Raw genomic sequence first — 25015 nt, 5'->3', positions numbered from 1 at the left:
TGGCTTGTCGGGAATATTTATACAGCGGCCTTGATAAGGTTACCATTCTTGCCCGAAGCCAGGCTACAGATACGGCGAAGGATTAACCGGCGATCCATTAACCCGGACTTCAAAATGAAGATGAGGACCTGTGCTTTGACCGGTTGATCCAACCTCAGCAATCTTTTGTCCTCTGGATACCTTGTCGCCTTCACTTACTTTGATGCCGCCGTTACGGATATGACCATACAGGGTCCAAACTCCGCCCCCATGATCAACAATAACACAGTTTCCGTAGCCGCTCCACCATTCGGCCATAATTACGGTACCACCTTCGGCTGCACGAATATCCGTTCCTTGAGGAGCTGCAAAGTCTACGCCTGTATGCATCTTGCCGACTTGACCCGTTACCGGATGGACACGCGGTCCATAACCGGAGGACAGTCGGGCCCCGGATACCGGAATCGCAAACGGCCCACCGTTACCCGTAAATCCAGCACTCTTGCTTCCACCACCCTTACTTCCACCAAGCTTGGTGGCTTGAGCTTGAGCCCGCTTCGCTGCTGCTGCTTTGGCTGCGGCCGCTTTGCGAGCTGCTTCTTCGGCAGCCAATTTGTTCTTCTCTTTCTGCAAGTCAGAGCGCTTGCTTGCCAGAGCTACGAGCATTCGATCCTGCTCTTCGGTCAAGATATCCGCGTCCTCGATCTCTTGATCATACTGGGCAATCAACACACGCTTCTCCTGTTCCTTCTCGTTCAGGATGCTCTTGCGATCCTCCATCTGACCGTAAAGATCTTTGGCGGTAGCATATTGTCCTTCAAGCTCCTTCTTCTTATCGATCACCAGCAGCTTGTCCTGTTTATGCTGTACAAGCAGATCCTGATCTTGATCAACGATCGTCTTCAAGGAATCCGCCCGTTCAATGAAATCGCTGAAGCTTGTTGAGGAGAGCAGTACGTCAAGATACGATACTTGCCCGTCCATATAGATGAGACGAACGCGAGACTCTAACAGCTTCTCGCGAGATTCAATACGTTCCTCGGCAGCTTCCAGTTCAACCGTAGTTATTCTAAGCTGGTCCTCCGTCTCCTCGATCTTCATGGAGATTTTGGTCAACTCATTACTCACAATACTAATCTGTTCCATCACATATTTCAGATTATTCGTCGTCTTGTTCTTATAGTGCTGCGCTTCTTGTTTATCATCGGCGGCTTTGCTCTTCTGCTCCCGCGCCTTCTTCACCTGCTCCTGCAGGGTCTTCAGTTCCTTGTCTACATCAGCTGCCGTCTTCTTCTGTGCTTCTGAGGCAGTAGGTTGGATCATAACAGTGGCCAGTAATAAGGCTGCTAAGCCAGCGGCGATTTTTTTCAACGTTCGCTCCCCATCCTTTACTCTGTTATTTATTATACTTTCAGGAATTTACGTATCGACATCGTGCTTCCCCAAATGCCTATGATCATGCCAAGTCCAATGATGGTTCCCCCGAGCAGCATCCATAGATCTCCAAGTGGAATCAAACTTTGCGCAAGGGTTATGTCACTCTGAACCGCAGTGTGCAAGCGGGAGTAACCCACGAACAACAAGGCAACGGTAACGATGGAACCAAGCAGGCCGATCATAGCCCCTTCCACGAAAAACGGCCAGCGGATAAAGTTGTTCGTCGCTCCGACCAGCTTCATGATGCTGATCTCACGGCGGCGGGCCAGAATGGTTACCCGGATCGTATTGGATATCAGGAACATCGACATCAAGGCTAGACCACCTACGAAAATAAACCCGATATTCCGCACGGTTCTTGTGATTTTGAACAACGTCTCAACGGTGCCCTCACCATACTTCACTCGCAGGATCGGCTGTTCCGCATGCTTCTCGTTCAAGGCGCTGATCTTGTCCGCCACAAAAGCGACGGTGGTCGGTTCAATGACCGAAACTTCAAACGCATCCGGCAACGGGTTCTGATCCTCTTCGCTAAAGCCTTCCAGCCATTCGGAACTCAAGCTTTCCTCAAGCTGCTTCATCCCCTCTTCCTTGGAGACGAACTTAACCGTACTGACTTCCGGCATGGCTTTGATCTCGTCCTCTACCGTCGAACGCATATCCTCATCCACATTCAGATTGAGGTATGTATTGATCTGTACGTTGCTATCTGCTTTATCGGCTAATGCATTCACATTCATGACAAGTAGGATGAAGACACCCAATATAAATAAAGACACCACGATGGAGGTAATGGATGCGACCGACATCCAGCCGTTCCGGAAAACGCTCTTTGCCCCTTCCCGCAAGTGCCGCAAGAAGGTTCTAAAATTCATATCCGTAATCCCCTCTCTGTTGGTCGCGCACAATCTGCCCCTGCTCAATGGCAAGCACCCGCTTGCGCATCGTATTCACGATATCCCGGTTATGGGTCGCCATCACGATCGTCGTTCCCCTGAAATTAATCTCGTCGAGCAGCTGCATGATTCCCCACGACGTTTCCGGATCCAGGTTACCGGTAGGCTCGTCCGCGATGATAACCGAGGGATTGTTCACGATCGCTCTTGCAATCGCAATCCGCTGTTGCTCCCCGCCGGAGAGCTGGGAAGGTTCACGAGTCGCCTTGGACTTGAGTCCCACCAAATCCAGTACCTCCATCACCCGCTTCTTAATGATGCGCTGCGGCGCTTCAATAACTTCCATTGCGAATGCTACATTCTCATAAGCGGACAGCTTCGGCAGTAATCGATAATCTTGGAAAATAACCCCGATATTTCGACGAACATACGGATTTTACGTTGCTTCAGCTTCCCGATATTAAACCCGTTAACGGATATTTGCCCTTTCGTAGGTACTTCTTCTCTATAAATAAGTTTCATAAATGTCGACTTGCCTGCACCTGACGGGCCGACAACATACACGAATTCATTACGGTCAATCTTAACGGAAACTCCCTGAAGCGCATGAGCACCAGTAGGATAGGTCTTCCATACGTCCTGCATTTCAATCACTTCATCACTTCCCAATCCATAATTAGCCATTATACTTTCGACAGTTTCCATCGAATTCCTTTAAAAATATAGAAAATTCCTCACGACATCACTCATTGTAACAAAATTGTTACCTTTTTTGTACCCGAAAGTTTGAGCCTATCGTGACATATACATGAACAAGCGCATGAACCGTGGCTAATACGAAGTTAAGAAGGTGGTTATCATGAAAAAGATTCATCTAACCCTCATCATTATCATCAGCTTTGCTCTTCTGCTCTCCGTCGGTTTTGGCTTGTTGACGATCTACGTCAATCAGAAAGAACTTCCCAAAGGAGTCGTATTATCGGACTGGAATGTCGGTGGCCAACCGGCTGATAACGTACTGTCGGAGCTGGAAGATAAACTTCAGACAATATCGGCGATGACGATTCAATTGCAATCGGATGCTCTGAAGGGGGAACGCGTGAGTATCAATATGCTGGAGGCCGGGGTTACGTTTCAAGCGGAGGCTTTTCGGGCTGGAGTGCAACAGCTATTCGAAGGATCGCTATGGGAACGCGCCGTGTATAGACGTAATTTCAAGCAAGAATGGCATATCGCCACGGAATGGGACCGGGATGTGTTGAAGAAGAGATTCAATTTGGCATGGGAAAAAGAGCACTTCGGTGAACCCGTGCCCGCGGTACGTAGTATTTCCAAGGACGACATCGTCCGCTATACACCCGAGAAAACCGCCTACCGCATTCACTGGGCAGCTCTTTACGAAAGGCTAAGCGCTGCTCTGCCAAATGAGCATAATATCACGGAACTGCAACAACAGGAGCATCAGGGTATCGTCATTGAGCTACCACTGATTAGACAGAAGCCCGACGTCACCGTGAAGACGCTTCAAGCTGAAGGAATCGCGAGAAAGGTTGTCGAGTTCTCGACCAGTCTGGGCGCCAGCGCGCCTGGCCGAATCCATAACGTTAGCGCCGCGGCTAAGACAGTTGACGGTATGATTCTCAAACCTGGGGATGAGTTCAATTATGCGCATATCATCGATACCGCCAAAAAAGAATACGGATTCAAGGAAGCGCCTGTCATCGTAAACGGCAAGCTTGTGCCTGGCATCGGCGGCGGCATCTGTCAGGTGTCGAGTACGGTTTATCACGCTGCGCTGCTGATGGGGCTGGATATCACGGAGCGTCGTAACCATTCGTTACCTGTTAGCTATTTGCCTAAAGGACAGGATGCTACCTTTGCCGAAGGTGCAATTAACTTTCGTTTCCGCAACAATACAGATAAGCACCTGCTTATCCTGGCCGATGTCTCCAATGACACGCTCACTTTGAAAATGTTCGGAACTTTCCCGGAAAATACGGAGTACGCGATTGAATCCAATACGATTGAGACGTTGCCTTCACCGGAGAAAGTCATTCATAACACCGCGCTGCCACCCGGATTCAAGCAAGTGGTTCAGAATGGGAAACCCGGTTATGTCGTTGAGACCTACCGGACCAAGAAAGTGAACGGCGAGGTCGTGGAGAAGGTCAAAATATCCAAGGACACGTATCGCGCCCAGAACAGCATCGTGGCGATCAATCCAAGCAATGAGATTCCGATGCCGAATACCAAGGAGCCATCAAAAGAGGAAGTTGTCGAGGATGGTGTCAGTACGCCCTAAACCATAACAGGGACCTCACAGGGCTATATAGCCCTGTGAGGTCCCTGTTTATCCGCTCGTTTGGATTCTTCAACGCAATCAGATTCGGTCAGACGCTCCAACCTCCGCTTCGGGATGTTGATTATACTCATCCCGATATTCAACTTGACGCACTTGGCATCCCTTACCCAGAATGACCCGATTGCCGCGGACGATATCCGCTTCCACGTACTCAAGGTCGAGCACATCGCCTTCGATGACACGTGCCTCCAGGCGATTGCCGCGCAGGTTAATGGAGAGCATATCCCAGAAGCGCTGCCCTTTACGGCGAACCGTAATCCGATCCCCCACGATCTCACGCGCAATGCTGCGACCGAGCACCTGGATGTGGGCGGAGCCGACATGTAAACGACCATCAATATTAAACAATCCGTTAAACGTCGCCTTTTCACTCCGTACATCACCATGCACACGTAGATTCCCGTTCACTTCAAGACTTTCCGATTCAGAATCGCCTTTGACACTGGTGTGTCCATCGATCCCAATCGATCGGGAACGCAGGTTGCCTTTTATATTGAGATTACCGGCTACTTCAAGATCTTCGGACTGTAAAGAACCCTTCACGCTGCCCGAGCCGTTCACCACCATCGATTGGGTGGCAACGCTTCCGCTCACATTCGCTGAACCATTTATTACGAAGGACTCACAATCCACGTCGCCGTCAACACGCCCTGCGCCATCGATCCTCACCTTGTTATAGTAACCCCCACTGGCACTCCCAGCCCCTGCGATCTTCATATCCTGACGTTTGTGCTCTTGCTCCATCATCATAAGCCCTCCCGGTTATTAATAGTCATTATCATATTTTGCTATTCACGAATCGTATTATTGTATCTCACTCCCTTTAAGATACCATAATGCGAATATCCGCTAAACCGACCGTTGACGGAATTTGTTCTCGGTCTTAAGACCGAGGTGTTACGTTCTGGTGCCCCAGCACCTAAATTCTAGTAGTGAGATCTCCATTTAAGTGGAGCCCAACCTATGCGATTATGATATGATCCCTGTAGGTAATGTGTTAAATGATATATATGAAAGAATGAAGGGAGAAACGAAGCAATGGCACTTATGCAATGTCACTTTTTCTCTGAGGTACTCGGACTTAGTACATCCATGACGGTGATTCTCCCGCAGCAGACCTCATCACAGATCGGTATGACCAACAACGCACACGGAGGGCTTCACAAGACGCTCTACCTGCTGCATGGCTTGTCCGATGACGATTCAATCTGGCTGCGCCGCACTTCGATTGAGCGTTATGTCGCGGCCATGGGGATCGCGGTCGTGATGCCGCAGGTTCATCGCAGCTTCTATACCGACATGGAATACGGCGGCAAGTATTGGACCTTTATCAGTAAGGAGCTCCCTGCTATCGCCAGATCCTTCTTCCCGTTGTCACATGCAAGAGAAGATAACTTTGTAGCCGGATTATCCATGGGCGGCTATGGTGCATTCAAGTTGGCCCTGCGCTGTCCGGATACGTTCGCCGCCGCTGCCAGTCTATCGGGTGCGCTCGATATGGCAGGAAGGATCGGGGAGGATAACCGGCAGTACGATCATACTTTAGTCTACGGGGAACGGAACATCTCCGGCACAGAGGAAGACCTGCTGTGGCTGCTTCGTGAAGTGGATGCATCCACGGGGCCCAAGCCGAAGCTATACCAAACATGCGGTACAGAGGACTTCCTATATGAAGATAATCAGGTATTCCGAAGCGCCTGCGAAGGCACCACTCTTGATTTCACCTATCATGAAGCACCCGGCGGCCATGATTGGGGCTACTGGGATACCTACATTCAAGATATTCTGAAGTGGCTGCCGCTCCAAGACTAAGGAATTCATGAGCGAAATCTGCTGTTAGGAAAAAGATGCATGCACCTTATGTTAAGCGGAATTCACCCTATTACTTGAATTCGCCGCCATCTGAGGGCTTGCATCTATTTTTTTGAACCGCTTCATAAAAAAATGGACTCGCGGCTTCATGCCGCAAATCCATTCTCTTCAACCCATCCGTTACTCTACATGTCCTTGACGAACACCGAGCCAACCCTCGGTCACTTGCAGCGTCGTTACACTGCGATCGATGGCTGCCTTTACCTGCTCCGTGGCCGTTCCACCGTAAACATTGCGTGCATTTACCACCGTCTCCGGCTGCAGCACCTCATAGATGCTGTCGTCGAACAGCTCGGAGAACTGCTGGAATTCTTCCAGGGTCAGATCGAGCAAATACTTCTGGTTCTGAATGCAATACAATACCGTCTTACCAATCACTTCATGTGCCTGACGGAACGGAAGTCCCTTACCCACGAGGAAATCGGCGATATCCGTTGCATTCGAGAAGTCGGTATTTACCGCTTCCCGCATACGGCCTTTGTTCACCTTCATCGTGGCGATCATTGGTGCGAACAGTTGCAATGCACCCTCCAGCGTAGCCACGGTGTCGAACATCCCTTCCTTATCCTCTTGCATGTCTTTGTTGTATGCAAGCGGAAGCGACTTCAGCACAGTCAGCAGACCGATCAGATTACCGTAGACGCGTCCGGTCTTGCCGCGGACCAGTTCCGGTACGTCCGGATTTTTCTTCTGCGGCATAATGCTGCTGCCCGTGCAGAAGGCATCATCCAGCTCAACGAAGTTGAATTCCGTGCTGCTCCAGAGCACCAACTCCTCGCTGAGGCGAGACAGATGCATCATAATAATCGAGGCATCCGACAGGAATTCCAGAATAAAGTCACGATCACTCACCGCATCGAGACTGTTCTCATATACCCCGTCAAAGCCCAGTTGTTCAGCCACAAAATGACGATCAATCGGGAAGGTCGTTCCCGCAAGCGCTCCGGCTCCAAGTGGCAGTATGTTAATACGTTTGTAGCTGTCGATCAGACGGTCGATGTCACGCTGGAACATCGATACGTACGCCATCAGATGATGCGCGAACAAGATCGGCTGTGCCCGCTGCAGATGCGTATAGCCTGGGATGATGGTGTCCAGGTTGTCCTTCGCTTGTCCAATCAATGCGGTCTGCAGCTCATGCAGCATACCCGTCAATGCCACCACGCGGTTACGCAAATACAAGTGCATGTCCGTTGCGACCTGATCGTTACGACTGCGGCCCGTGTGCAGCTTACCGCCGACTGGACCCACTTCCTCGATCAAGTTCTTCTCGATATTCATATGAATATCCTCATCCGACACCGAGAATTCAATCGTGCCTTCACGAATGCGTTCGAGCACCTTGTTCAAACCTGCCTTGATCGTCTCCACATCTTCTTCCGGTACGATCCCGCATTTGCCGAGCATCGATACATGCGCCAGACTGCTTGAATATCTTCTTCTGCCAGTTGCTTATCAAAACCGATGGAAGCCGTATACTCTTCCACCAATGCGTTCGTCTGCTTCGTGAAGCGTCCGCCCCATAACTTGCTCACAGCACTTGCCCCTCTCTGTTTACAGCAGAGGGCCGCTTCCCGCCGGATCGTCATCCGCCCCACATGCAGTTGCAGGGAAACGGATAACATTCGAGCATGGAAACGGCCTTCAGCCACTTTATGATTATGATCTTATTGATTCTGGTTAACCCCGGTCGCCACTTTCAAACGCAGCGCGTTCAAACGGATAAAGCCCGTTGCATCACCTTGATCGTAAGCTTGCGTCGGATCGGCTTCCATGGTGGCGATGTCCGGATTATACAAGCTGACCGGACTCTTCACGCCAGCGCCGATGATGTTCCCCTTATACAGTTTCACGCGCACGGTGCCGCTGACGTTCTTCTGACTCTCGGTCACCAGCGCCTGGAGCGCCAGACGCTCCGGTGCGAACCAGAAGCCGTTATACACTAGTGTGCTGTACCGAGTGATCAGACTGTCACGCAGGTTCATGACTTCGCGGTCCATCGTAATGGACTCCATCTTGCGGTGAGCCGTGAACAGAATCGTGCCGCCCGGCGTCTCGTAGACACCGCGGCTCTTCATCCCGACGAAGCGGTTCTCTACCATGTCAACCCGGCCGATCCCGTGCTTACCGCCGAGTTCATTGAGCTTCTCCATCACTTGCAGCGGAGTCAGCGACTCGCCGTTCAGCGCGGTTACGTTCCCTTGCTCAAACGTCAATTCCAGGTATTCTGCTTCATCCGGTGCATCCTCTGGGGATACGCTCAGCAGATACATATCCTTGCTATCCTCGGCGCTAGCATCGAACCAAGGGTCCTCCAGCACGCCGCTCTCATAACTGATATGGAGAAGGTTGCGGTCCATGGAATACGATTTGGCCGCGGAAGCCGTTACCGGAATGCCATGTACTTCTGCATATGCGATCATCTCGGCGCGTCCTGGGAAGGAATTACGGAACTCCTCGATACGCCATGGCGCAATCACTTCAATGTCTGGAGCTAGACCAGCGACACCCAGTTCAAAGCGAACCTGGTCATTCCCCTTACCGGTAGCTCCGTGTGCGATAGCCGTAGCTCCTTCTGCACGCGCAATATCCACCATACGCTTGGCAATCAGTGGACGAGCAATACTTGTTCCTAGCAGATACTGCCCTTCATACATCGCACCGGATTGAAACATCGGATAGATGAAGTCATTCGCGAACTCATCGCGCAGATCGTCGATGTACACTTTGGAAGCGCCCGTTGCCAGCGCTTTTTCTTCGAGACCATCGAGTTCTTCCTTCTGGCCGATGTCAGCCGTGAACGCAATGATCTCGGCGTCGTACGTTTCTTTCAGCCATTTCAAAATAACAGACGTGTCCAGACCGCCGGAATACGCCAGTACGATTTTTTGTTTTGCCATGCAATATAACTCCCTCTCATGAATACTCTACTCTATCAATTAGTCCCGTTCATCATTGTTTAAGCCATCAACGCAACCATCAACGCCTTCTGCGCATGCAGACGGTTCTCGGCCTGATCAAAAATCACGGAGTTGCCTCCGTCGATCACGCCTTCACTCACCTCTTCGCCGCGATGGGCAGGCAGACAATGCAGGAATAAATAATCGGATTTCGCGACTTTGACAAGTTCTTCATTCACCTGAAAATCGGCGAATGCCGCTTCACGCTGCGCCTGTTCTTCTTCAAAGCCCATGCTTGCCCATACATCGGTATAGATCACATCCGCGCCTTTCGCCGCTTCAACCGGATCTTGCGTGATCGTAATGCTGCCGCCGGTCTGGGCCGCGATTTCTTCGCTCAGCTTCACGATGCTGGCATCTGCCTCATAACCCTTCGGACTGGCTACGGCCACATGCATCCCCATCTTGGCTCCGCCAATGAGCAGCGAGTGTGCCATGTTGTTGCCATCGCCGACGAACGCCATTTTGAGACCCTTCAGTTTGCCCTTGTGCTCCAGCACCGTCTGCAGATCGGCGAGCACCTGGCACGGATGTGCCATATCGCTTAATCCATTGATGACAGGTATGGAAGCGTATTTGGCCAGATTGGTCACATTGTCATGCCCGAAAGTCCGGATCATAATACCGTCCAGATAACGGGACATCACTTGTGCCATATCGCTAATCGGCTCGCCGCGTCCAAGCTGGATATCGTTCTTGCTCAAGAAGAGGGCATGCCCGCCCAACTGGAACATTCCGGCTTCGAACGATACCCGCGTCCGCGTGGACGATTTCTCAAAAATCAAACCGATCGTCTTGCCCTTCAGCGGCTGGTATACTTCACCGTTCTTCTGTTTGCGCTTAATCTCGATGGCCGAGTCAAGCAGGAACTGGATTTCCTCCGGTGTGTAGTCGTCCAGCTCGATCATATCCCGCCCTTGCAGGCTGAGCTGTTGCACTTGTCCGCTTGCCGTCATAATCGTAAATCCTCCTTGCCGATAACTGTAGTTGTCCTTATTGTATCATGGTTTCTTACCCTTGTTTAATTGCTGAAAACTCGTGAATGAGTTCGGCTAGAATTGATACTGCCTGATCGATCTCCGGTTTGCTCACATAGAGGTTCGGCAGTAGGCGAATGACGTTCGGCCCCGCTGTAACGAACAGCAGGCCTCGGCTCTGTCCTTTCACTACAATATCGCCCACCGGCTCCGCGCATTCGATCCCGATCAGCAAGCCTTTGCCGCGAATCGCCTTCACGAACGGGTTGCTGCCAAGTGCTTCATCCAGCTTCGCCATCAAATATTCAGCAGCATCCGCTGCACGCTGCGGTACGTTATCCTCGATCATTGTCTCGATTGTCGCTTGAATGACCGCGCTGGCAATCGGCGTACCGCCGAACGTCGTAGCATGGCTTCCAGCCGTGAATGCGTCACGCAGGTATGCTTTGCCGAGCATCGCACCGACCGGGAAGCCCGAGCCAAGCCCCTTGGCCACGGTGAAAATATCCGGCTCGATACCGTAATGCTCATGCGCAAAGAGCTTACCGGTTCGGCCCATGCCCGTCTGCACTTCATCAACGATGAGCAGCAACCCGTGCTTCTTGCACAGCGCCACTACGGCTTGGATGAAGTCTGGTTCAACCGGGTGAACGCCGCCTTCGGCCTGAACCATCTCGATCATAATCGCTGCCGTTTTGTTGCCAATCGCAGCTTCTAGCGCCGGTAGATCATGCAATGGAACGCTAAGGAATCCTGCCGGAAGCGGAAGGAAGCCTTCCTTCACTTTGTCTTGCCCCGTCGCCGTCAGCGTTGCCAGCGTGCGTCCATGGAACGACTGCGTGAACGTAATGACTTCATAGCTGTCTGTTCCCTTCACCTTCTGGTGATAACGACGCGCCAGCTTAATGGCTGCTTCGTTCGCTTCCGCGCCGCTGTTGCAGAAGAATACGGCATCCGCGCATGTATTCGCGGTCAGCAAAGCTGCCGCTTTCTCCTGGCCAGGAATGTGGAACAGGTTCGAGACATGCCACAGTTCATCCAACTGCGCTTTCAGCTTCTCTTTTACTTTTACCGGCGCATGTCCGAGGTTCGTCACCGCCAGGCCTGCCATAAAATCAAGGTATTGATTGCCCTTGTCATCCCAGAGCCAGCTGCCTTCGCCTTTGACTAAAGCGATGGGATATCTGGCATAAGTCTGGAAGAGGGAGCTATCATTCCCCGTTACGATGCCATTTGCTTGTGGATCGGTTGTCATTGCGTTCACGCTCCTTTTATATAGTAAGATTCTCAGCACTTCAAATGCGGATTGTTCTTCCGATCGCTGTTGCCCCTGGATTTTCTCGAATGAGTCGATCGCGTAGTTAAAATCCATGGGCAAAGGCGAACGCTTCGCTTCTACAGTACAATTCCGCCTTCTCCGTTGAAGCATTTTAACTAAAGTAAAGTTAGTCCGGTAGATTGATCACGACATGCGTACGATCCGCGTTCCGAGCACCTCGCCTGATAGCACTCGGCTCAGCACGTTCGGCTCGCTGCCATCCACAATGACCACTTCCTGCACCCGTCCATGGATGCAGCTAATGGCCGCCCGTACTTTCGGGATCATGCCGCCGTAGATCTCACCTGTCGCGATCATATCCTCGATCTGCTGTACGGTAACGGTAGGAAGCACCCGCTTCTCGCTGCCCGCGCCTCTCATGATGCCCGGTACATCGGTCACGACGATCATCCGGTTCACGCCCAGATGCGAGGCGACCGCCCCAGCTGCTGTGTCCGCGTTGATGTTATAACGCTGCCCGGATGCATCAACCCCAATCGGGGCCACGATCGGCATATATCCCATCTCCAGCACGCCATTCAGTATCGAAGACTTCACATGGGTAACGTCTCCGACCCAGCCTACCTCCGCATGATTCGAAACAGGCTTCGCTTCAATCAAACCCCCGTCCGAGCCGGACAGGCCAATAGCCGATCCGCCAACGCTCTGAATGCGGCGTACAATCTGCTTATTAATCGTACCTGCCAGCACCATCTCCACAACGTCCAGCACTTCTTCCGTCGTCTTGCGTAGTCCGTTCACGAACTCGGTCTCGATGCCGAGCTTCTCCAGATTGCCAGAGATTGCGGGTCCACCGCCATGCACAATGACGGGATGGACTCCCTTGCGCTGCAGGCTCTTCAGGTCCTCGAAGAAACTGCTCGGCAGCGCAGCAAGCGTGCTGCCGCCGCACTTCATCACAAAAGTATCATTGCCGGTTGTATCCATCGGTTGATCTCTTTTTGATCCGTTGTGCTTGTCATGTTCGTCTCCCCCTCTTCATTCGAAAATCTAAGTACGGTACGCCGCATTAATGCGGACATAGTCATAGGTTAAATCACAGCCCCAGGCTGTCGCTGATCCATCGCCGATGTGCAGCTTCACGTCGATATCGACTGTATCGCCTTGTAGATAGACAAGCGCGGCATCCTCATCGAAGACCACCGGTCTGGACTGCTCGAGCACCGGGATCGGCCCGATGGCAATGTCCACGGTCTCCGGGTTCACAGGGCGGCCAGCGCGGCCCACCGCGGCGATAATCCGGCCCCAGTTGGCATCCGCGCCGAACACCGCCGATTTCACGAGGCTGGATCCGATAATTGTCTTCGCGATCGCCTGCGCGTCGTCATCACATTCCGCTCCATGCACACGCACTTCAATCAGACGCGAGGCACCTTCGCCATCACGCGCAATCGCCATCGCAAGCTGCTGGCATACGTAATGGAACCCGGCAGCGAACGCTTCCCAGTCCGGATGCTCCGGCGACAATTCTTCATTGTCCGCAAGTCCGCTGGCCATGGCTACCAGCATATCGTTCGTACTCGTATCTCCATCCACCGTAATCATGTTAAAAGTCAGATTCGTCGTCCGACGGAGCAGCAATTGCAGAGCGTCATGCCGGATGACTGCATCGGTGGTCATGAAACCGAGCATGGTCGCCATGTTCGGATGAATCATGCCGGACCCCTTTGCCGCACCTGCAATAGTAACCTGCTGCCCGCCAACTTGTACGGTGACGCAGGCTTCTTTTTTCACTAGATCGGTGGTCAGGATGGCTTGGCTGAATGCTTCCGCCCCCTCGCTATCCCCACGAAGCTGCGCAGGCAGATTCACGATCCCTGTCGTTACCCGATCCATCTTAAGCAGTTCTCCGATGACTCCCGTCGAGGCTACCGCCACATCCTGTGCATCGATGCCAAAACGTGCTGCAGCACTGGAACGCATCGTATAGGCGTCCTCTTCCCCTTGTATGCCTGTGCAGGCATTCGCGTTGCCGCTATTCACCACAATCGCACGCAGCTTGCCGTCCTGCAGGCTCTCGCGCGTGACCTTCAGCGGTGCAGCTTGCACGAGATTCGTTGTATATACAGCCGCCGCAACGGCTGGAACATCGCACAAAATAATTCCCAGATCGTTGCGATCCGTCTTCTTCAATCCACAGTGCAGACCAGCTGCCTTGAAACCGCGAGGCATTATGATGCTGCCCCCATCAATAATCGTAAATTGATTGTCTCCCATGTGTGTGTATCCTCAAGCGCTTACGGATAAATCGGTGTAAACGTAAGTCCGAGGCTCTCCTCCCATCCCATCATCAAGTTCAGGTTCTGGATCGCCTGGCCGGCCGCACCCTTCACCACGTTATCAATCACCGATATAATGGTCACTCGGTTCGTACGCGAATCTACTGCAAATCCGATATCACAATAATTGGAGCCGCTAACTTCCTTCGTGGCTGGCCATATCCCTTTATCCCGGATTCTTACGAATGGGCGACCCTGGAAATGTTCGCGATACAATTCAATAAAGTCATCTTCGGTATAAGTGCCGTTCAGCGTGGCATACATCGTCGTCATGATTCCTCGAGTCATTGGAACGAGGTGGGTCGTAAAGGTTACGGTAACCGGCTCCCCGGTCACACGCGTTAATACCTGCTCGACTTCGGGGATATGCTGATGCTTATTCACCTTATACGCCTTAAAGTTCTCGTTAATCTCGGCATAATGCGCCGTCAGACTCGTACCCCGTCCAGATCCGGACACACCCGACTTGGCATCGATGATCAGTGAGGCAGGATCAATCCAGCCCGCTTGGATTGCCGGAATTAGTCCGAGCAGTGTTGCCGTCGGATAACAGCCCGGATTGGAGATAAAATCAACATCCTTCACTTCTTCCCCGAACACTTCGCATAAACCATACACAGCCTGTTCAAGCAGCTCAGCACTTGGAGCGGGGTGTTTATACCACTGTTCATATACAGACCCGTCCTTCAGACGGAAATCGCCTGACAAATCGATGACTTTCAAACCTGCATTCAGCAGATCGGGTACCAACTTCGCGCTAACGCCGGAAGGCGTCGCTGCAAATACCACATCAGCTACCTTGCGATCTCCGCCGGGTCTACACCATCCAGGTCCCGCTTGATAATGTTCGTCAGATGCGGAAAGCCATCCGATATCGGCACGCCTGCACTGGATGAAGATATGACCGATGTTATCTCTACTTGCGGATGCGCCTGCAGCAAACGGATCAACTCCACCCCGCCGTATCCGGTAGATCCGACAATCGCTACTCTCACTGTTGCTGTACTCGTCATTTCGTTCATTCCTCTCCCCACAGAACGGTTAAAGGACCTTAAACAAGGTCCGTCATCCCATTCATGTATTCAATTCATTAACACCATCGCAGCGGATAGTGAACAACTTCAAATCCGTCTCTTAAATATGTATTATTATACGACCGTATTCATATAAATACAATGTATTATTACAATTTGGGTTATTTTAGCGAGCAAAACAAGCTCATTCTTCATTCATTTATAATTATAGGCCCTTTAGCTAAAAAATAAAGAATTATTCACCGTGTTATCAGCAATCAATCCCTATTACGCAAAAAAAAAGGCAGCGCATTCGCGCTGCCCTTTCATCTGAAGGCAATTTGCTCCTTAGATTTTAATATTTCGAAATCCCTCACCCAGCACCTCGTGTGCATTGCTGATGATAACGAACGCGTTCGGGTCCACGGACTGGACCAAGGTCTTCAGCCGTGGAATCTCACTCTGCCCCACGACGACCATCAGCACCGTTCGATGTTCACCGGTATAACCACCCTCTGCGGTCAGCTTCGTGAGCCCCCGATCCAAATCCTCCAATATGGCCTTCGTGATCGGCTCGGTATGATCCGATATAACGTACGCCACCTTCGTAAAACTGAACCCGAGTTCAACAGCATCGATTACCTTGCCTGTAACATAGAGACCGATCAAAGCGTAGAGCGCTTGTTCGAATGACAGCACCAGGGCTGCGGACGAGATGACAATCGCGTCCAGCAGCACGACGCAAAGGGAGAAGGTGAGCCCGCTGTATTTTTGCAACAGCTGCGCAACGATGGTCAGTCCGCCTGTGGAGCCTCGGCCCCGGTATACCAGCCCCATTCCAATCCCGACGCCAATCCCCCCATAGATGGAGGCCAGCAGCGGGTTCGAGGTCGGTACCGGCCAGTCCTTGGTGAGAAAAACAAACAACGGCAAGATGACGCTTCCGAGCAGAGACCGGATCCCATACTCACGCCCAAGCAGCCAAAATCCCATGACGAACAGCGGGATATTCAAAGCCCACTGCGTGTATGCCGGTTCAATGCCAAGCCAAGCCTCAGCCAGTACCGACAGCCCGGATACGCCGCCGGAGGCTATCCCGTTCGGCAAGAAGAACAGGTTGAAGGATAAAGCCATAATGAAGGAACCTACCACGATGAAGACGGTATCCGCCGCCTGCCGCAGCGGACCGTTAATCGGGATGAGCGGTTCTCTTTTTCTTCGATTGATCGTATTACCAGCGGATTGCGCCATAGTTCACTAAATCGCTCCTCAACTTACCTACTCAACTTCATGCTTGATCTGGCTGCGCAAATATCCATCGATGAACGTATCCAGATCGCCGTCCATCACCGCGCCGACATTGCCTGTCTCCACCTGGGTGCGATGGTCTTTGACCATGCTGTATGGATGAAAGACATAAGAGCGAATCTGGCTGCCCCACGCGATGTCCGACTGCTCACCGCGAATCTCGGCAAGCTCTTGCTTCTGCTCTTCAATCTTGCGCTCGTAGAGCTTGGAGCGGAGCATCGTCATCGCGCGCTCGCGGTTCTTGATCTGGGAGCGCTCGTTCTGACACGTCACGACGACGCCCGTCGGCAAGTGCGTAATTCGCACCGCGGAGTCGGTCGTATTGATATGCTGTCCGCCGGCGCCGCTGGCGCGGTACGTATCGATCTTCAGATCCTCGGTGCGGATGTCAACTTCGACATCATCCGTGATCTCGGGTACGACATCGCAGGACACAAACGAAGTATGTCTTCTGCCAGAGGAATCGAATGGGGAGATACGGACCAGTCGATGAACCCCTTTTTCCGCTTTCAAATACCCATACGCATTAAATCCCTTAATCAGCAGCGTCACACTCTTGATACCTGCTTCATCACCCGGAAGATAATCGAGCGTCTCCACCTTAAAACCGCGCTTCTCCGCCCAGCGGGTGTACATCCGATGCAGCATCTGGCCCCAATCCTGAGACTCGGTGCCCCCTGCGCCAGGATGGAGTTCAAGAATGGCATTCATTTTATCATATGGCTGGTTTAACAGCAGTTGGAGCTCGAACTCCTCCACGCGCGCAACCAGTTCTTTGATCGTATCGGCAATCTCGCCAGCGAGCGAATCGTCGCCCTCCTCATCCGCCAGCTCGATCATCACCACCGCATCATCATAATCCTGCTGCAGCTTCAGATATTGATCAACCGAGGATTTGACCGCATTCATCTCAGCGATCACGCCCTGCGCTTTCTCATTATCATCCCAAAAATCAGGGGCAGCCATCTTCTCCTCGAAGTTCTCAATTAATTCCTGCTTGAGATCTAAGTCAAAGAGACCCCCTAAGATTGGTTAGTTTCTTGCTGATTTCGCGCAGGTCTTGCTTCACACTTGGATCGATCATGTTCCTCGTCCCTTTCTTATCGCACATATTATCTACACAGTATACCCTGTATGGCTTGAAAAACGTTCCAATCCCGGACCAAAAATATACATGCCGTTATTTATTCAGATAAACTCCCTTAAGCGTAACGGAGGAAACGCAGAAACGATGGCTGCTTCAGCCACCATTCCTCGCCCCAGCTGCTCTTAAGGGAGTTGAAAGTCCATGTCTATTCGTTAGACAGGATATATAATGTTGTTCAGACAAACACTCCAGGCACGTTAGGGCTTATGCACCCTGCCCATGACAATGCTTGAACTTCTTGCCGCTGCCGCAAGGACAAGGATCGTTACGTCCGATCTGATCGGCCACTTGTACCGGACGCTTCTGTGCAGGCTCGCTGCTGTTCGTGGATACCTTGTTCTCATCCACAACGGCTTGACGCTCCTGATTGGTTGCGATCTGTGCTTTCATGACGTACGTCGAGACTTCCTCTTGAATCGTAGCAATCATGGCGTGGAACATCTCGAACCCTTCGAACTGGTATTCGCGAAGCGGATCGGTACCGCCATAAGCACGGAGATGAATACCTTGACGAAGTTGGTCCATCGCATCGATGTGATCCATCCACTTGCTATCAACCGCACGCAGCACGATAACCTTCTCGAACTCGCGTACCATCTCTTCGCCAATTGCCTCTTCACGTTCCGTGTATTTCTTCATGACACGATCGAACAGATATTCCGTGATTTCTTCAGCTTCCTTACCCCAGAGGTCTTCACGAGTTATAACACCTTCGTCAAACAGCTTGCTGTTCACATAATCGGCCACGTTCTGCAGTTCCCAGTTCTCCGGAATGTCGTCACTGCAGTGCGCTTGAACGACCCGTTCGATAACCGGCTTAATCATCTCAACAACGATCTGCTTAATGTCTGCCGATTCCAGAATTTCACGACGCTGCTTATAAATAATCTCACGCTGCTGGTTCATCACGTCATCATATTGGAGAACGACTTTACGCATATCGAAGTTGTTACCCTCAACCCGCTTCTGAGCCGACTCCACCGCACGGGTGATCATCTTGCTCTCAATCGGTTGATCTTCTTCGAAGCCGAGACGTTCCATCATATTGAGGACGTTATCGGTACCGAAACGCTTCATCAATTCATCGCCAAGCGACAGGTAGAATTGCGTAGACCCCGGATCGCCTTGGCGTCCGGCACGACCGCGCAACTGGTTATCAATCCGGCGCGATTCATGGCGCTCTGTACCGATGATATGCAGACCGCCTACCGCTTGTACGCCATCACCGAGCACGATATCCGTACCACGGCCCGCCATGTTCGTGGCGATCGTCACCGATCCCGGTTGACCGGCGCGAGAGATAATATCCGCTTCTTCTGCATGGTATTTCGCGTTCAATACTTTATGCTGCACGCCTTTACGCTTCAGCATATCGGACAGGCGCTCCGAGTTCTCGATCGAAACCGTACCGACCAGAATCGGCTGGTTGTTCTTGTGACGCTCTACGATCTCCGTCACTACCGCTTTGAACTTGCCTTCCTCCGTCTTATACACGACATCCGGCATATCATTACGTTGATTTGGTTTATTGGTAGGGACCTGAAGAACCTCAAGACCATAAATCTTCTTGAACTCCTCTTCCTCCGTCTTCGCTGTACCAGTCATACCGGCAAGCTTGCGGTACATACGGAAGTAGTTCTGGAACGTAATCGTAGCGAGCGTCATGCTCTCGTTCTGAACCTCGATACCTTCCTTCGCTTCAATCGCCTGGTGGAGACCATCGCTATAGCGACGTCCGGCCATCAGACGGCCCGTAAATTCGTCCACGATGACGACTTCATCGTCCGTGACAACGTAGTCCACATCAAGACGCATGATGACATTCGCCTTGAGTGCCTGCACAATGTGATGGTTCAACGTCACATGATTTTGGTCGTACAGGTTCTCAATGCCGAAGGAACGCTCGGCTGTGGCTACGCCTTTTTCCGTCAGGGCTACGGACTTCACCTTAATATCTACTGTATAATCCTCTTCAGCCGTCAGGCGTTTCACGAAACGGTCTGCAGCATAATACAAGTCCGTTGATTTCTGGGCCTGTCCGGAAATAATGAGCGGTGTACGTGCTTCATCGACCAGAATGGAGTCCACTTCATCAATAATACAGAAGTACAGCGGACGCTGAACCATCTGCTCTTTGTACAACACCATGTTGTCACGCAGGTAATCGAAGCCAAACTCATTGTTCGTACCATACGTAATATCGCAAGCATACGCTTGCTGTTTATCCGGGTGCTCCATGCCGCTCAGGTTCACCCCGACCGTCATGCCCAGGAAGTTATATATCTGCGCCATCTCTTGGCTGTCACGCTGTGCCAGATAATCGTTGACGGTTACCACGTGAACTCCTTTGCCAAGCAGGGCATTCAAGTATACCGGAAGGGTACCTACCAGGGTTTTACCTTCACCGGTCTTCATCTCTGCAATTCTGCCTTCGTTGAGGGCCATACCTCCAAGGAGCTGCACGTCATAATGACGTTTGCCCAAGGCACGCCTGGATGCTTCACGAACCGTGGCAAAGGCTTCGGGAAGGATCTCCTCCAGCGTCTCGCCTTTCTCAATCCGTGCACGGAACTCTGCGGTCTTGCCTTGAAGTTGCTCATCCGAGAGTGCCTCAAATTCCGGTTCCATTTTGTTGATTACCTCGACCGTCTTCATGAGACGTTTGACATCACGCTCGTTGGTGTCGCCGAATATCTTTTTGACAAGTCCTAGCATGGTTAACCCCTTTCGTGCAAAACAAGTGATAGAATCAACTTCATTAAATGCCAAAGGGTTAAATGATGAAATCGATTCATAATACCATATGATGATCTCATAACTGCGCAGGTTAAACAGACCTGTCCCACAGTAATGAGGGTTTGCATAAATTGTAACAGTTTGTAAGGGATGCCGCAACAAATTGCTGTGCTGACACGAAGAGTTCTATGACAGCCTTACTAGGTATTAGACGACGATCCACACGTAAAAGTTGCGTGGTGGATTTACCCAAGCTTGTAATAGCCGCATCCCTGCCTCTGTACTCAAATATATTATCCATCCGAGTAAGCGGAGTTCTGTACCTAAGAAATACGCGTCCTATTCAAATAAAGAGCCCCACCCGCTGGAAGCGGATGAAGCTCATCTTACATATGCATGTTTAAGTTAACATTACCTTAATCTCGTTCAATCAAGCCATACTTGCCGTCATCGCGCTTGTAGACGACATTCACTTCCTCAGTTTCAATGTTGGAGAATACGAAGAAATTATGGCCGACCATGTTCATCTGCAGGATCGCTTCTTCCACGTCCATCGGTTTCATGGTAAAACGCTTTGTACGAACCACTTCGTAGTTGTCTTCATCATACATCGGCTCGGCTTCCGCCTGGCTGGTTGCCGCCACACCGTTCTCAGCAATGAGCGCCTTGAGGCCGCCTTCTTGCTTGATCTTGCGGTTCAGCTTCGTCTTGTGCTTGCGAATCTGACGTTCCAACTTGTCCACAACAGCGTCAATCGAAGCGTACATATCATCGCTCCGGTCTTCCGCACGCAGTACCACGCCTGTGAGCGGAATGGTTACTTCCACTGTGTGCATTCCTCGAATGACATTAAGGGTTACATATCCTTCGGAGGCGGGGGGTGCTTCAAAATACTTATCTAGCCTGCTGAGTTTCTTGTCAACATAGTCCTTCAAAGCATCGGTCACATCGATTTGTTGACCTCGGATACTGAATTGCATTGGGCACTCCTCCTTTGCATCTTCATTATAGCATTTTGTTAAGCCCATGTAAAAGTCGGAATTGTGAATTATTGCACAACTCGGATTGTTATTATTTAACCCGGATATCGGGTGCTGAAACGACCTCCGGAGAACTCCTTCTCGGTGTGATCTGCCCGATATAAAAATAGAAAAAGACTCCGGAATGATCCGGAGTCTTTCGCTAGCGAATCTTCAATTGTTAACCATCTATACCGTTTATGTAGGTCGCTATGCCGGGATGATTAGATCTTGATTACGTTAGCTGCTTGCGGGCCACGAGCGCCTTCAACGATCTCGAATTCAACGGATTGTCCTTCTTCCAGCGTCTTGAAGCCTTCGGATTGAATCGCGGAGAAGTGTACAAATACATCGCCGCCGTCCTCAGTCTCGATGAAGCCATAACCTTTCTCTGCGTTGAACCATTTAACTTTACCTTGCATGCACTAACATTCCCTTCATTGTCAAATAAAGTGTGACACTAATTGTCCACATTTCCGACTATAGCACCCGGCGTTTGCAGTGTCAATTACCCTAAAGACGGTTTTTCTTAAAAGGATACGTCTAATATTGTCGAAAAGTCTTATCGACATCCTTAGACACTGAGTTTGCTAGACGATAGTGAAAAAAGAGGGTTATTAGGTTTAAGGTTATTTAACCATGCAGGCAGATTGTGAAACATATTTTCACAGCGTATTAATAAAAATATCTAAATATATGTCTGTTAACTGTTTTAGTTCATCTCTTTGTTTTACATCATAATCATCATGACGTTTTTTTTCTACCATATCGACTATAAACTGCGCATTAATATTAGTAACATTCAAAAAATTTTGTTCCTTACCAATTAATTCTCCAAACAGCGTTAGCTTTTCATTCCAGATCAACCAATCGCTGGGATATCTAACGAGTAGGCTGTAATAATAGCATGCAAACGCGCTCCAACTATAACGTCAAATTTTGAAACCATACCAACATATTCTTTCGTATTTTTCGGTCGCGGCATAAGATTATTACGATCCATGCCTAAACTATCTAGCAACTGTAATCCAAAATTATAATCAGAAGTAAAACCATTCGAGAATAACGTCCATGGAAGCTTTCTTTTCTCAAGCTCTTTGACAATATCCTGATATAGATTCATCACTTGATCTTCTGAATAATTAATTCCATATTTCATAAAATTATCACTTCGAATTATTCCCAGACCGATTCGACCGCTTCTTACCCTTTCAATCTGATAATATTCTGGAATATAAAATGCAGGATCTCCGACCAGTGCAGTAATTATAGATTTATTGTCGATGTACTTTTCATTTAGCAGTGTTAGATTGTCTCTCGTCGTAATCATCTTTACACATGGTCTATTAATAGCTTCTTTAAGTTTTTGGCATCTTCGATCTGTTGAACTATAACCTTCTAAGCCCATTCCACTCATCATCACCGGGATATCTTGTTTCATGGCTATTTCGGTGACCATGTCTACTAAATAGTTCAGTTCTTGTGTATGATATTTGATAAAAGCACCGCCAGTAAAAATAATAGCATCTGCTTTATTTAAGTGTTGTTTATAATAATTATACAGTTTGATTTTCCATGAAAAGTATTGGATATAATAGGTAACTTCGTCTGAACGCTTAAAAAGTTTAGAGATAGGCTCTAGCTTTCTAATTAAATTAAAACATTTGAACCGAATCGGTATCTTTTCTTCGCAAAAAGAATCGTATGGATTGATGTCCACAAAATATGTTTCAACTTTATCCTCCCGCTTCTTTTGAACCAGATACTGCATAGTTTCCGATATGATTTGATCTCCCATGTTATTAAAATTATTAAGTCCCACTAAAGCAATCTTCTTTTTCATCGCCATACCTGCTTATCATTATTTTCTTCACTTTAATCTCAAGGCTTTATCAGACTAATTTCATACTTTTTATTAGATTTTGGAACATTTCTTCCAACCCTACCTCGGCTGACCAACCTAGTGTTTTCAGACGGGAACTGTCAAGACAGATTTTAACCGGCGGATTATATCCGTGTTTTTCGTTATCAGCGCATTCGAACACAATCTCCGTATCGGAACCAAACTTAGATGCAAGTTCGGCCATATCACGGATCGATATGCCAGTATCCATATTTGCTACATTGTAAGCCGATTCTTTTTTTCCTTTTAATAAAATATAAAATAACGCTCTAATTGCGTCACTGGTGTAACAGTAATTTCTAACCGTGCTTCCATCTGTGTGCATCACAATGTTTTTTTGCTCAATAACACTTCTCGCGAATTGGGCAAAGACTCGATTGTCGTTATATGACACGCCTGGACCAAACGTTTGTGTAAGTCTTGCAACTTTTACGGGAAGCCCATATTCCGACGAGTAAGCACAACATAGATTTTCTACCATACGTTTACTTTCTGAATAACTGCTCCTAACCACTAGCGGATCGATATAACCCCCTGCTTCTTCCTTTACGGGAATATCAGAGTTGAATGTACCATATATCTCTAGTGACGACATATATACCATACCTTTTATATTTTTCAACTTTGCCAGCTCTAACACTTGATTCGTTCCGTTAATGGCTGTAAAAATAGTCTCTACGGGATGCTCTACAAAATCTCTAGAAGAAGTCACACTTGCTCCGTGAATAATATAATCTATAGGTTCACTAATATCAGGAATATCCACAATATCTCCGACAATTATTCGTAATTTATCATCATGAATCAGGTTACCAAAAGTTGCTTCAGCTTTCTCCGAGCTCCTTACTAATGCAACTATAGACACATTAAAACGATAGCAGCGATTCAAACATAGTAGCGATTTAACAGTAAGCGAACCCAATAAACCGCTTGCGCCTGTTACAAAAATCGTTTTGTGATTGAGCTCGGGGAAATTCACCAACTCCCGAGCAACTCTATTAATATCTCTTTGCAATATGCAATCGTTAGGTGCTTCAATATTCATCTATTAGTCATCTCACAATCCAAAAATCTGAGAGTTTTCTCGAGCTTCATATATAGCTCTGAAAATGTAGTAATCCAAAGGAGTCGTTATCTTGATGTTTTCAACGGGACCGTCCACGGTATGCAGTTTGTAACCATAATGCAACATTAATGATGCCGAATCCACCATCTTCACATTATTTTCTTTTATCGCTTTTAGGTGCGCACCCATAATATCATTGAGATAGAAACTTTGAGGAGCTTTGGCTATTTTCGCAAGATTTCGATCCTGAATGTCAACAATTTCATTCTGGTCATTCGTACTAATTACGGTCTCTACTGCTTTAGTCACAGTGATTGCCGATCCAAATTGTTTTACAGCAGCTATATTATCGGAAATAACTTTCTCATTAATTAACGGTCTAACACCGTCATGTATTAAAACAATTGTATCTTGCGGGTTATCACATGATTCATAGATTGCTTTTAGTCCATTAAATATCGATTTTTGCCCCGTTTCACCTCCAGGGACTACCCAGCGCACTTTCTCGAAAAAATGATGTTTTAGTTGTTCTTTAAGATAATCTATCCAATCCTCACGACAAACAACAGCTATACTGCTAATCTCTTGACTATATTCAAAATGTTCCAACGTATGAATAAGGATCGGTTTACCGTGTAACTCGAGGAATTGTTTTGGTTTTGATCTGCTATTCATTCTGGAACCGGTGCCACCTGCGAATATTAGTGCAGTTGTCATCATGT

18 protein-coding genes and 3 pseudogenes are annotated in these 25015 nt (G+C 49.4%); 2 read left to right on the top strand and 19 right to left on the bottom strand.

Annotated features, from left to right (window positions below; genetic code table 11):
* Window positions 1–63: 63 nt before the first annotated feature.
* From JCM10914_RS23660 to ftsE, 3 genes and pseudogenes are all read right to left on the bottom strand, one after another.
* A complete protein-coding gene (locus JCM10914_RS23660) occupies window positions 64–1350 on the bottom strand; it encodes a murein hydrolase activator EnvC (RefSeq protein ID WP_023965534.1) in 1287 nt (428 codons plus the stop codon).
* Window positions 1351–1382: 32 nt separating this feature from the next.
* Window positions 1383–2291: a permease-like cell division protein FtsX gene (gene ftsX / locus JCM10914_RS23655; RefSeq protein ID WP_023965533.1), complete on the bottom strand. Its 909-nt coding sequence runs from the start codon at window positions 2289–2291 to the stop codon at window positions 1383–1385.
* Window positions 2281–2966: pseudogene (ftsE, locus tag JCM10914_RS23650) on the bottom strand (cell division ATP-binding protein FtsE). The gene ftsX and the pseudogene ftsE overlap by 11 nt, the downstream one beginning before the upstream one ends.
* Before the next feature lie 205 nt (window positions 2967–3171).
* Between ftsE and JCM10914_RS23645 the strand changes: the two are divergent.
* Window positions 3172–4614, top strand: coding sequence for a VanW family protein (locus JCM10914_RS23645; protein WP_023965530.1), 1443 nt, complete (start codon window positions 3172–3174; stop codon window positions 4612–4614).
* 78 nt (window positions 4615–4692) lie between these two features.
* Here the strand turns inward: JCM10914_RS23645 and JCM10914_RS23640 are convergent, their stop codons facing one another.
* On the bottom strand, window positions 4693–5424 hold the full coding sequence (locus JCM10914_RS23640) for a polymer-forming cytoskeletal protein (RefSeq protein ID WP_023965528.1): 732 nt from the start codon (window positions 5422–5424) through the stop codon (window positions 4693–4695).
* Between the two features lie 288 nt (window positions 5425–5712).
* Between JCM10914_RS23640 and JCM10914_RS23635 the strand changes: the two genes are divergently transcribed.
* Window positions 5713–6486, top strand: coding sequence for an alpha/beta hydrolase family protein (locus JCM10914_RS23635; protein WP_023965526.1), 774 nt, complete (start codon window positions 5713–5715; stop codon window positions 6484–6486).
* 180 nt (window positions 6487–6666) lie between these two features.
* Here JCM10914_RS23635 and argH read toward each other — a convergent pair.
* From argH to JCM10914_RS23555, 15 genes and pseudogenes are all read right to left on the bottom strand, one after another.
* Window positions 6667–8081, bottom strand: a pseudogene (gene argH / locus JCM10914_RS23630) (argininosuccinate lyase).
* 132 nt (window positions 8082–8213) lie between these two features.
* Window positions 8214–9446 (bottom strand): argininosuccinate synthase, encoded by a 1233-nt coding sequence (locus JCM10914_RS23625; protein ID WP_023965519.1) that lies wholly within the window; start codon window positions 9444–9446, stop codon window positions 8214–8216.
* Window positions 9447–9505: 59 nt separating this feature from the next.
* Entirely contained in the window at window positions 9506–10462 is a 957-nt protein-coding gene (gene argF / locus JCM10914_RS23620) for an ornithine carbamoyltransferase (protein WP_023965517.1), read from the bottom strand.
* 55 nt (window positions 10463–10517) lie between these two features.
* Window positions 10518–11738: an acetylornithine transaminase gene (locus JCM10914_RS23615; protein ID WP_036719836.1), complete on the bottom strand. Its 1221-nt coding sequence runs from the start codon at window positions 11736–11738 to the stop codon at window positions 10518–10520.
* 207 nt (window positions 11739–11945) lie between these two features.
* Complete coding sequence (gene argB, locus JCM10914_RS23610; RefSeq protein ID WP_023965510.1) at window positions 11946–12749, bottom strand: acetylglutamate kinase; 804 nt, start codon at window positions 12747–12749, stop codon at window positions 11946–11948.
* Window positions 12750–12812: 63 nt separating this feature from the next.
* On the bottom strand, window positions 12813–14039 hold the full coding sequence (gene argJ / locus JCM10914_RS23605; protein ID WP_023965508.1) for a bifunctional glutamate N-acetyltransferase/amino-acid acetyltransferase ArgJ: 1227 nt from the start codon (window positions 14037–14039) through the stop codon (window positions 12813–12815).
* Window positions 14040–14059: 20 nt separating this feature from the next.
* Window positions 14060–15114, bottom strand: a pseudogene (argC, locus tag JCM10914_RS23600) (N-acetyl-gamma-glutamyl-phosphate reductase).
* A 348-nt stretch (window positions 15115–15462) separates the two neighbouring features.
* Complete coding sequence (locus JCM10914_RS23595; RefSeq protein ID WP_023965502.1) at window positions 15463–16365, bottom strand: YitT family protein; 903 nt, start codon at window positions 16363–16365, stop codon at window positions 15463–15465.
* A gap of 27 nt (window positions 16366–16392) precedes the next feature.
* Window positions 16393–17506 (bottom strand): peptide chain release factor 2 gene (gene prfB / locus JCM10914_RS23590; protein WP_148300250.1). Its coding sequence is split into 2 segments (ribosomal slippage): window positions 16393–17433 and window positions 17435–17506, totalling 1113 coding nucleotides; the frame shifts between segments, so codons are not numbered across the junction.
* 267 nt (window positions 17507–17773) lie between these two features.
* Window positions 17774–20284: a preprotein translocase subunit SecA gene (gene secA, locus JCM10914_RS23585; RefSeq protein ID WP_023965498.1), complete on the bottom strand. Its 2511-nt coding sequence runs from the start codon at window positions 20282–20284 to the stop codon at window positions 17774–17776.
* Between the two features lie 437 nt (window positions 20285–20721).
* The gene (gene hpf / locus JCM10914_RS23580; protein ID WP_023965496.1) at window positions 20722–21285 is read right to left on the bottom strand and encodes a ribosome hibernation-promoting factor, HPF/YfiA family; all 564 of its coding nucleotides are present in this window, start codon (window positions 21283–21285) and stop codon (window positions 20722–20724) included.
* Between the two features lie 263 nt (window positions 21286–21548).
* Window positions 21549–21746 carry a cold shock domain-containing protein gene (locus JCM10914_RS23575; protein ID WP_006213042.1) on the bottom strand — a complete coding sequence of 66 codons (198 nt, stop codon included), beginning with the start codon at window positions 21744–21746 and terminating at the stop codon, window positions 21549–21551.
* Window positions 21747–22186: 440 nt separating this feature from the next.
* On the bottom strand, window positions 22187–23167 hold the full coding sequence (locus JCM10914_RS23565; protein ID WP_023965494.1) for a polysaccharide pyruvyl transferase family protein: 981 nt from the start codon (window positions 23165–23167) through the stop codon (window positions 22187–22189).
* 49 nt (window positions 23168–23216) lie between these two features.
* On the bottom strand, window positions 23217–24272 hold the full coding sequence (locus JCM10914_RS23560; protein WP_023965492.1) for an NAD(P)-dependent oxidoreductase: 1056 nt from the start codon (window positions 24270–24272) through the stop codon (window positions 23217–23219).
* Window positions 24273–24284: 12 nt separating this feature from the next.
* Window positions 24285–25013, bottom strand: coding sequence for a 2-C-methyl-D-erythritol 4-phosphate cytidylyltransferase (locus JCM10914_RS23555; RefSeq protein ID WP_023965490.1), 729 nt, complete (start codon window positions 25011–25013; stop codon window positions 24285–24287).
* Window positions 25014–25015: the final 2 nt, after the last annotated feature.

The organism is Paenibacillus sp. JCM 10914, assembly GCF_001315105.1.
Classification (GTDB): Bacteria; Bacillota; Bacilli; order Paenibacillales; family Paenibacillaceae; genus Paenibacillus_AQ.
The sequence above is the reverse complement of the archived record's forward strand: the minus strand, read 5'-3'. Positions and strand labels throughout refer to the sequence as shown.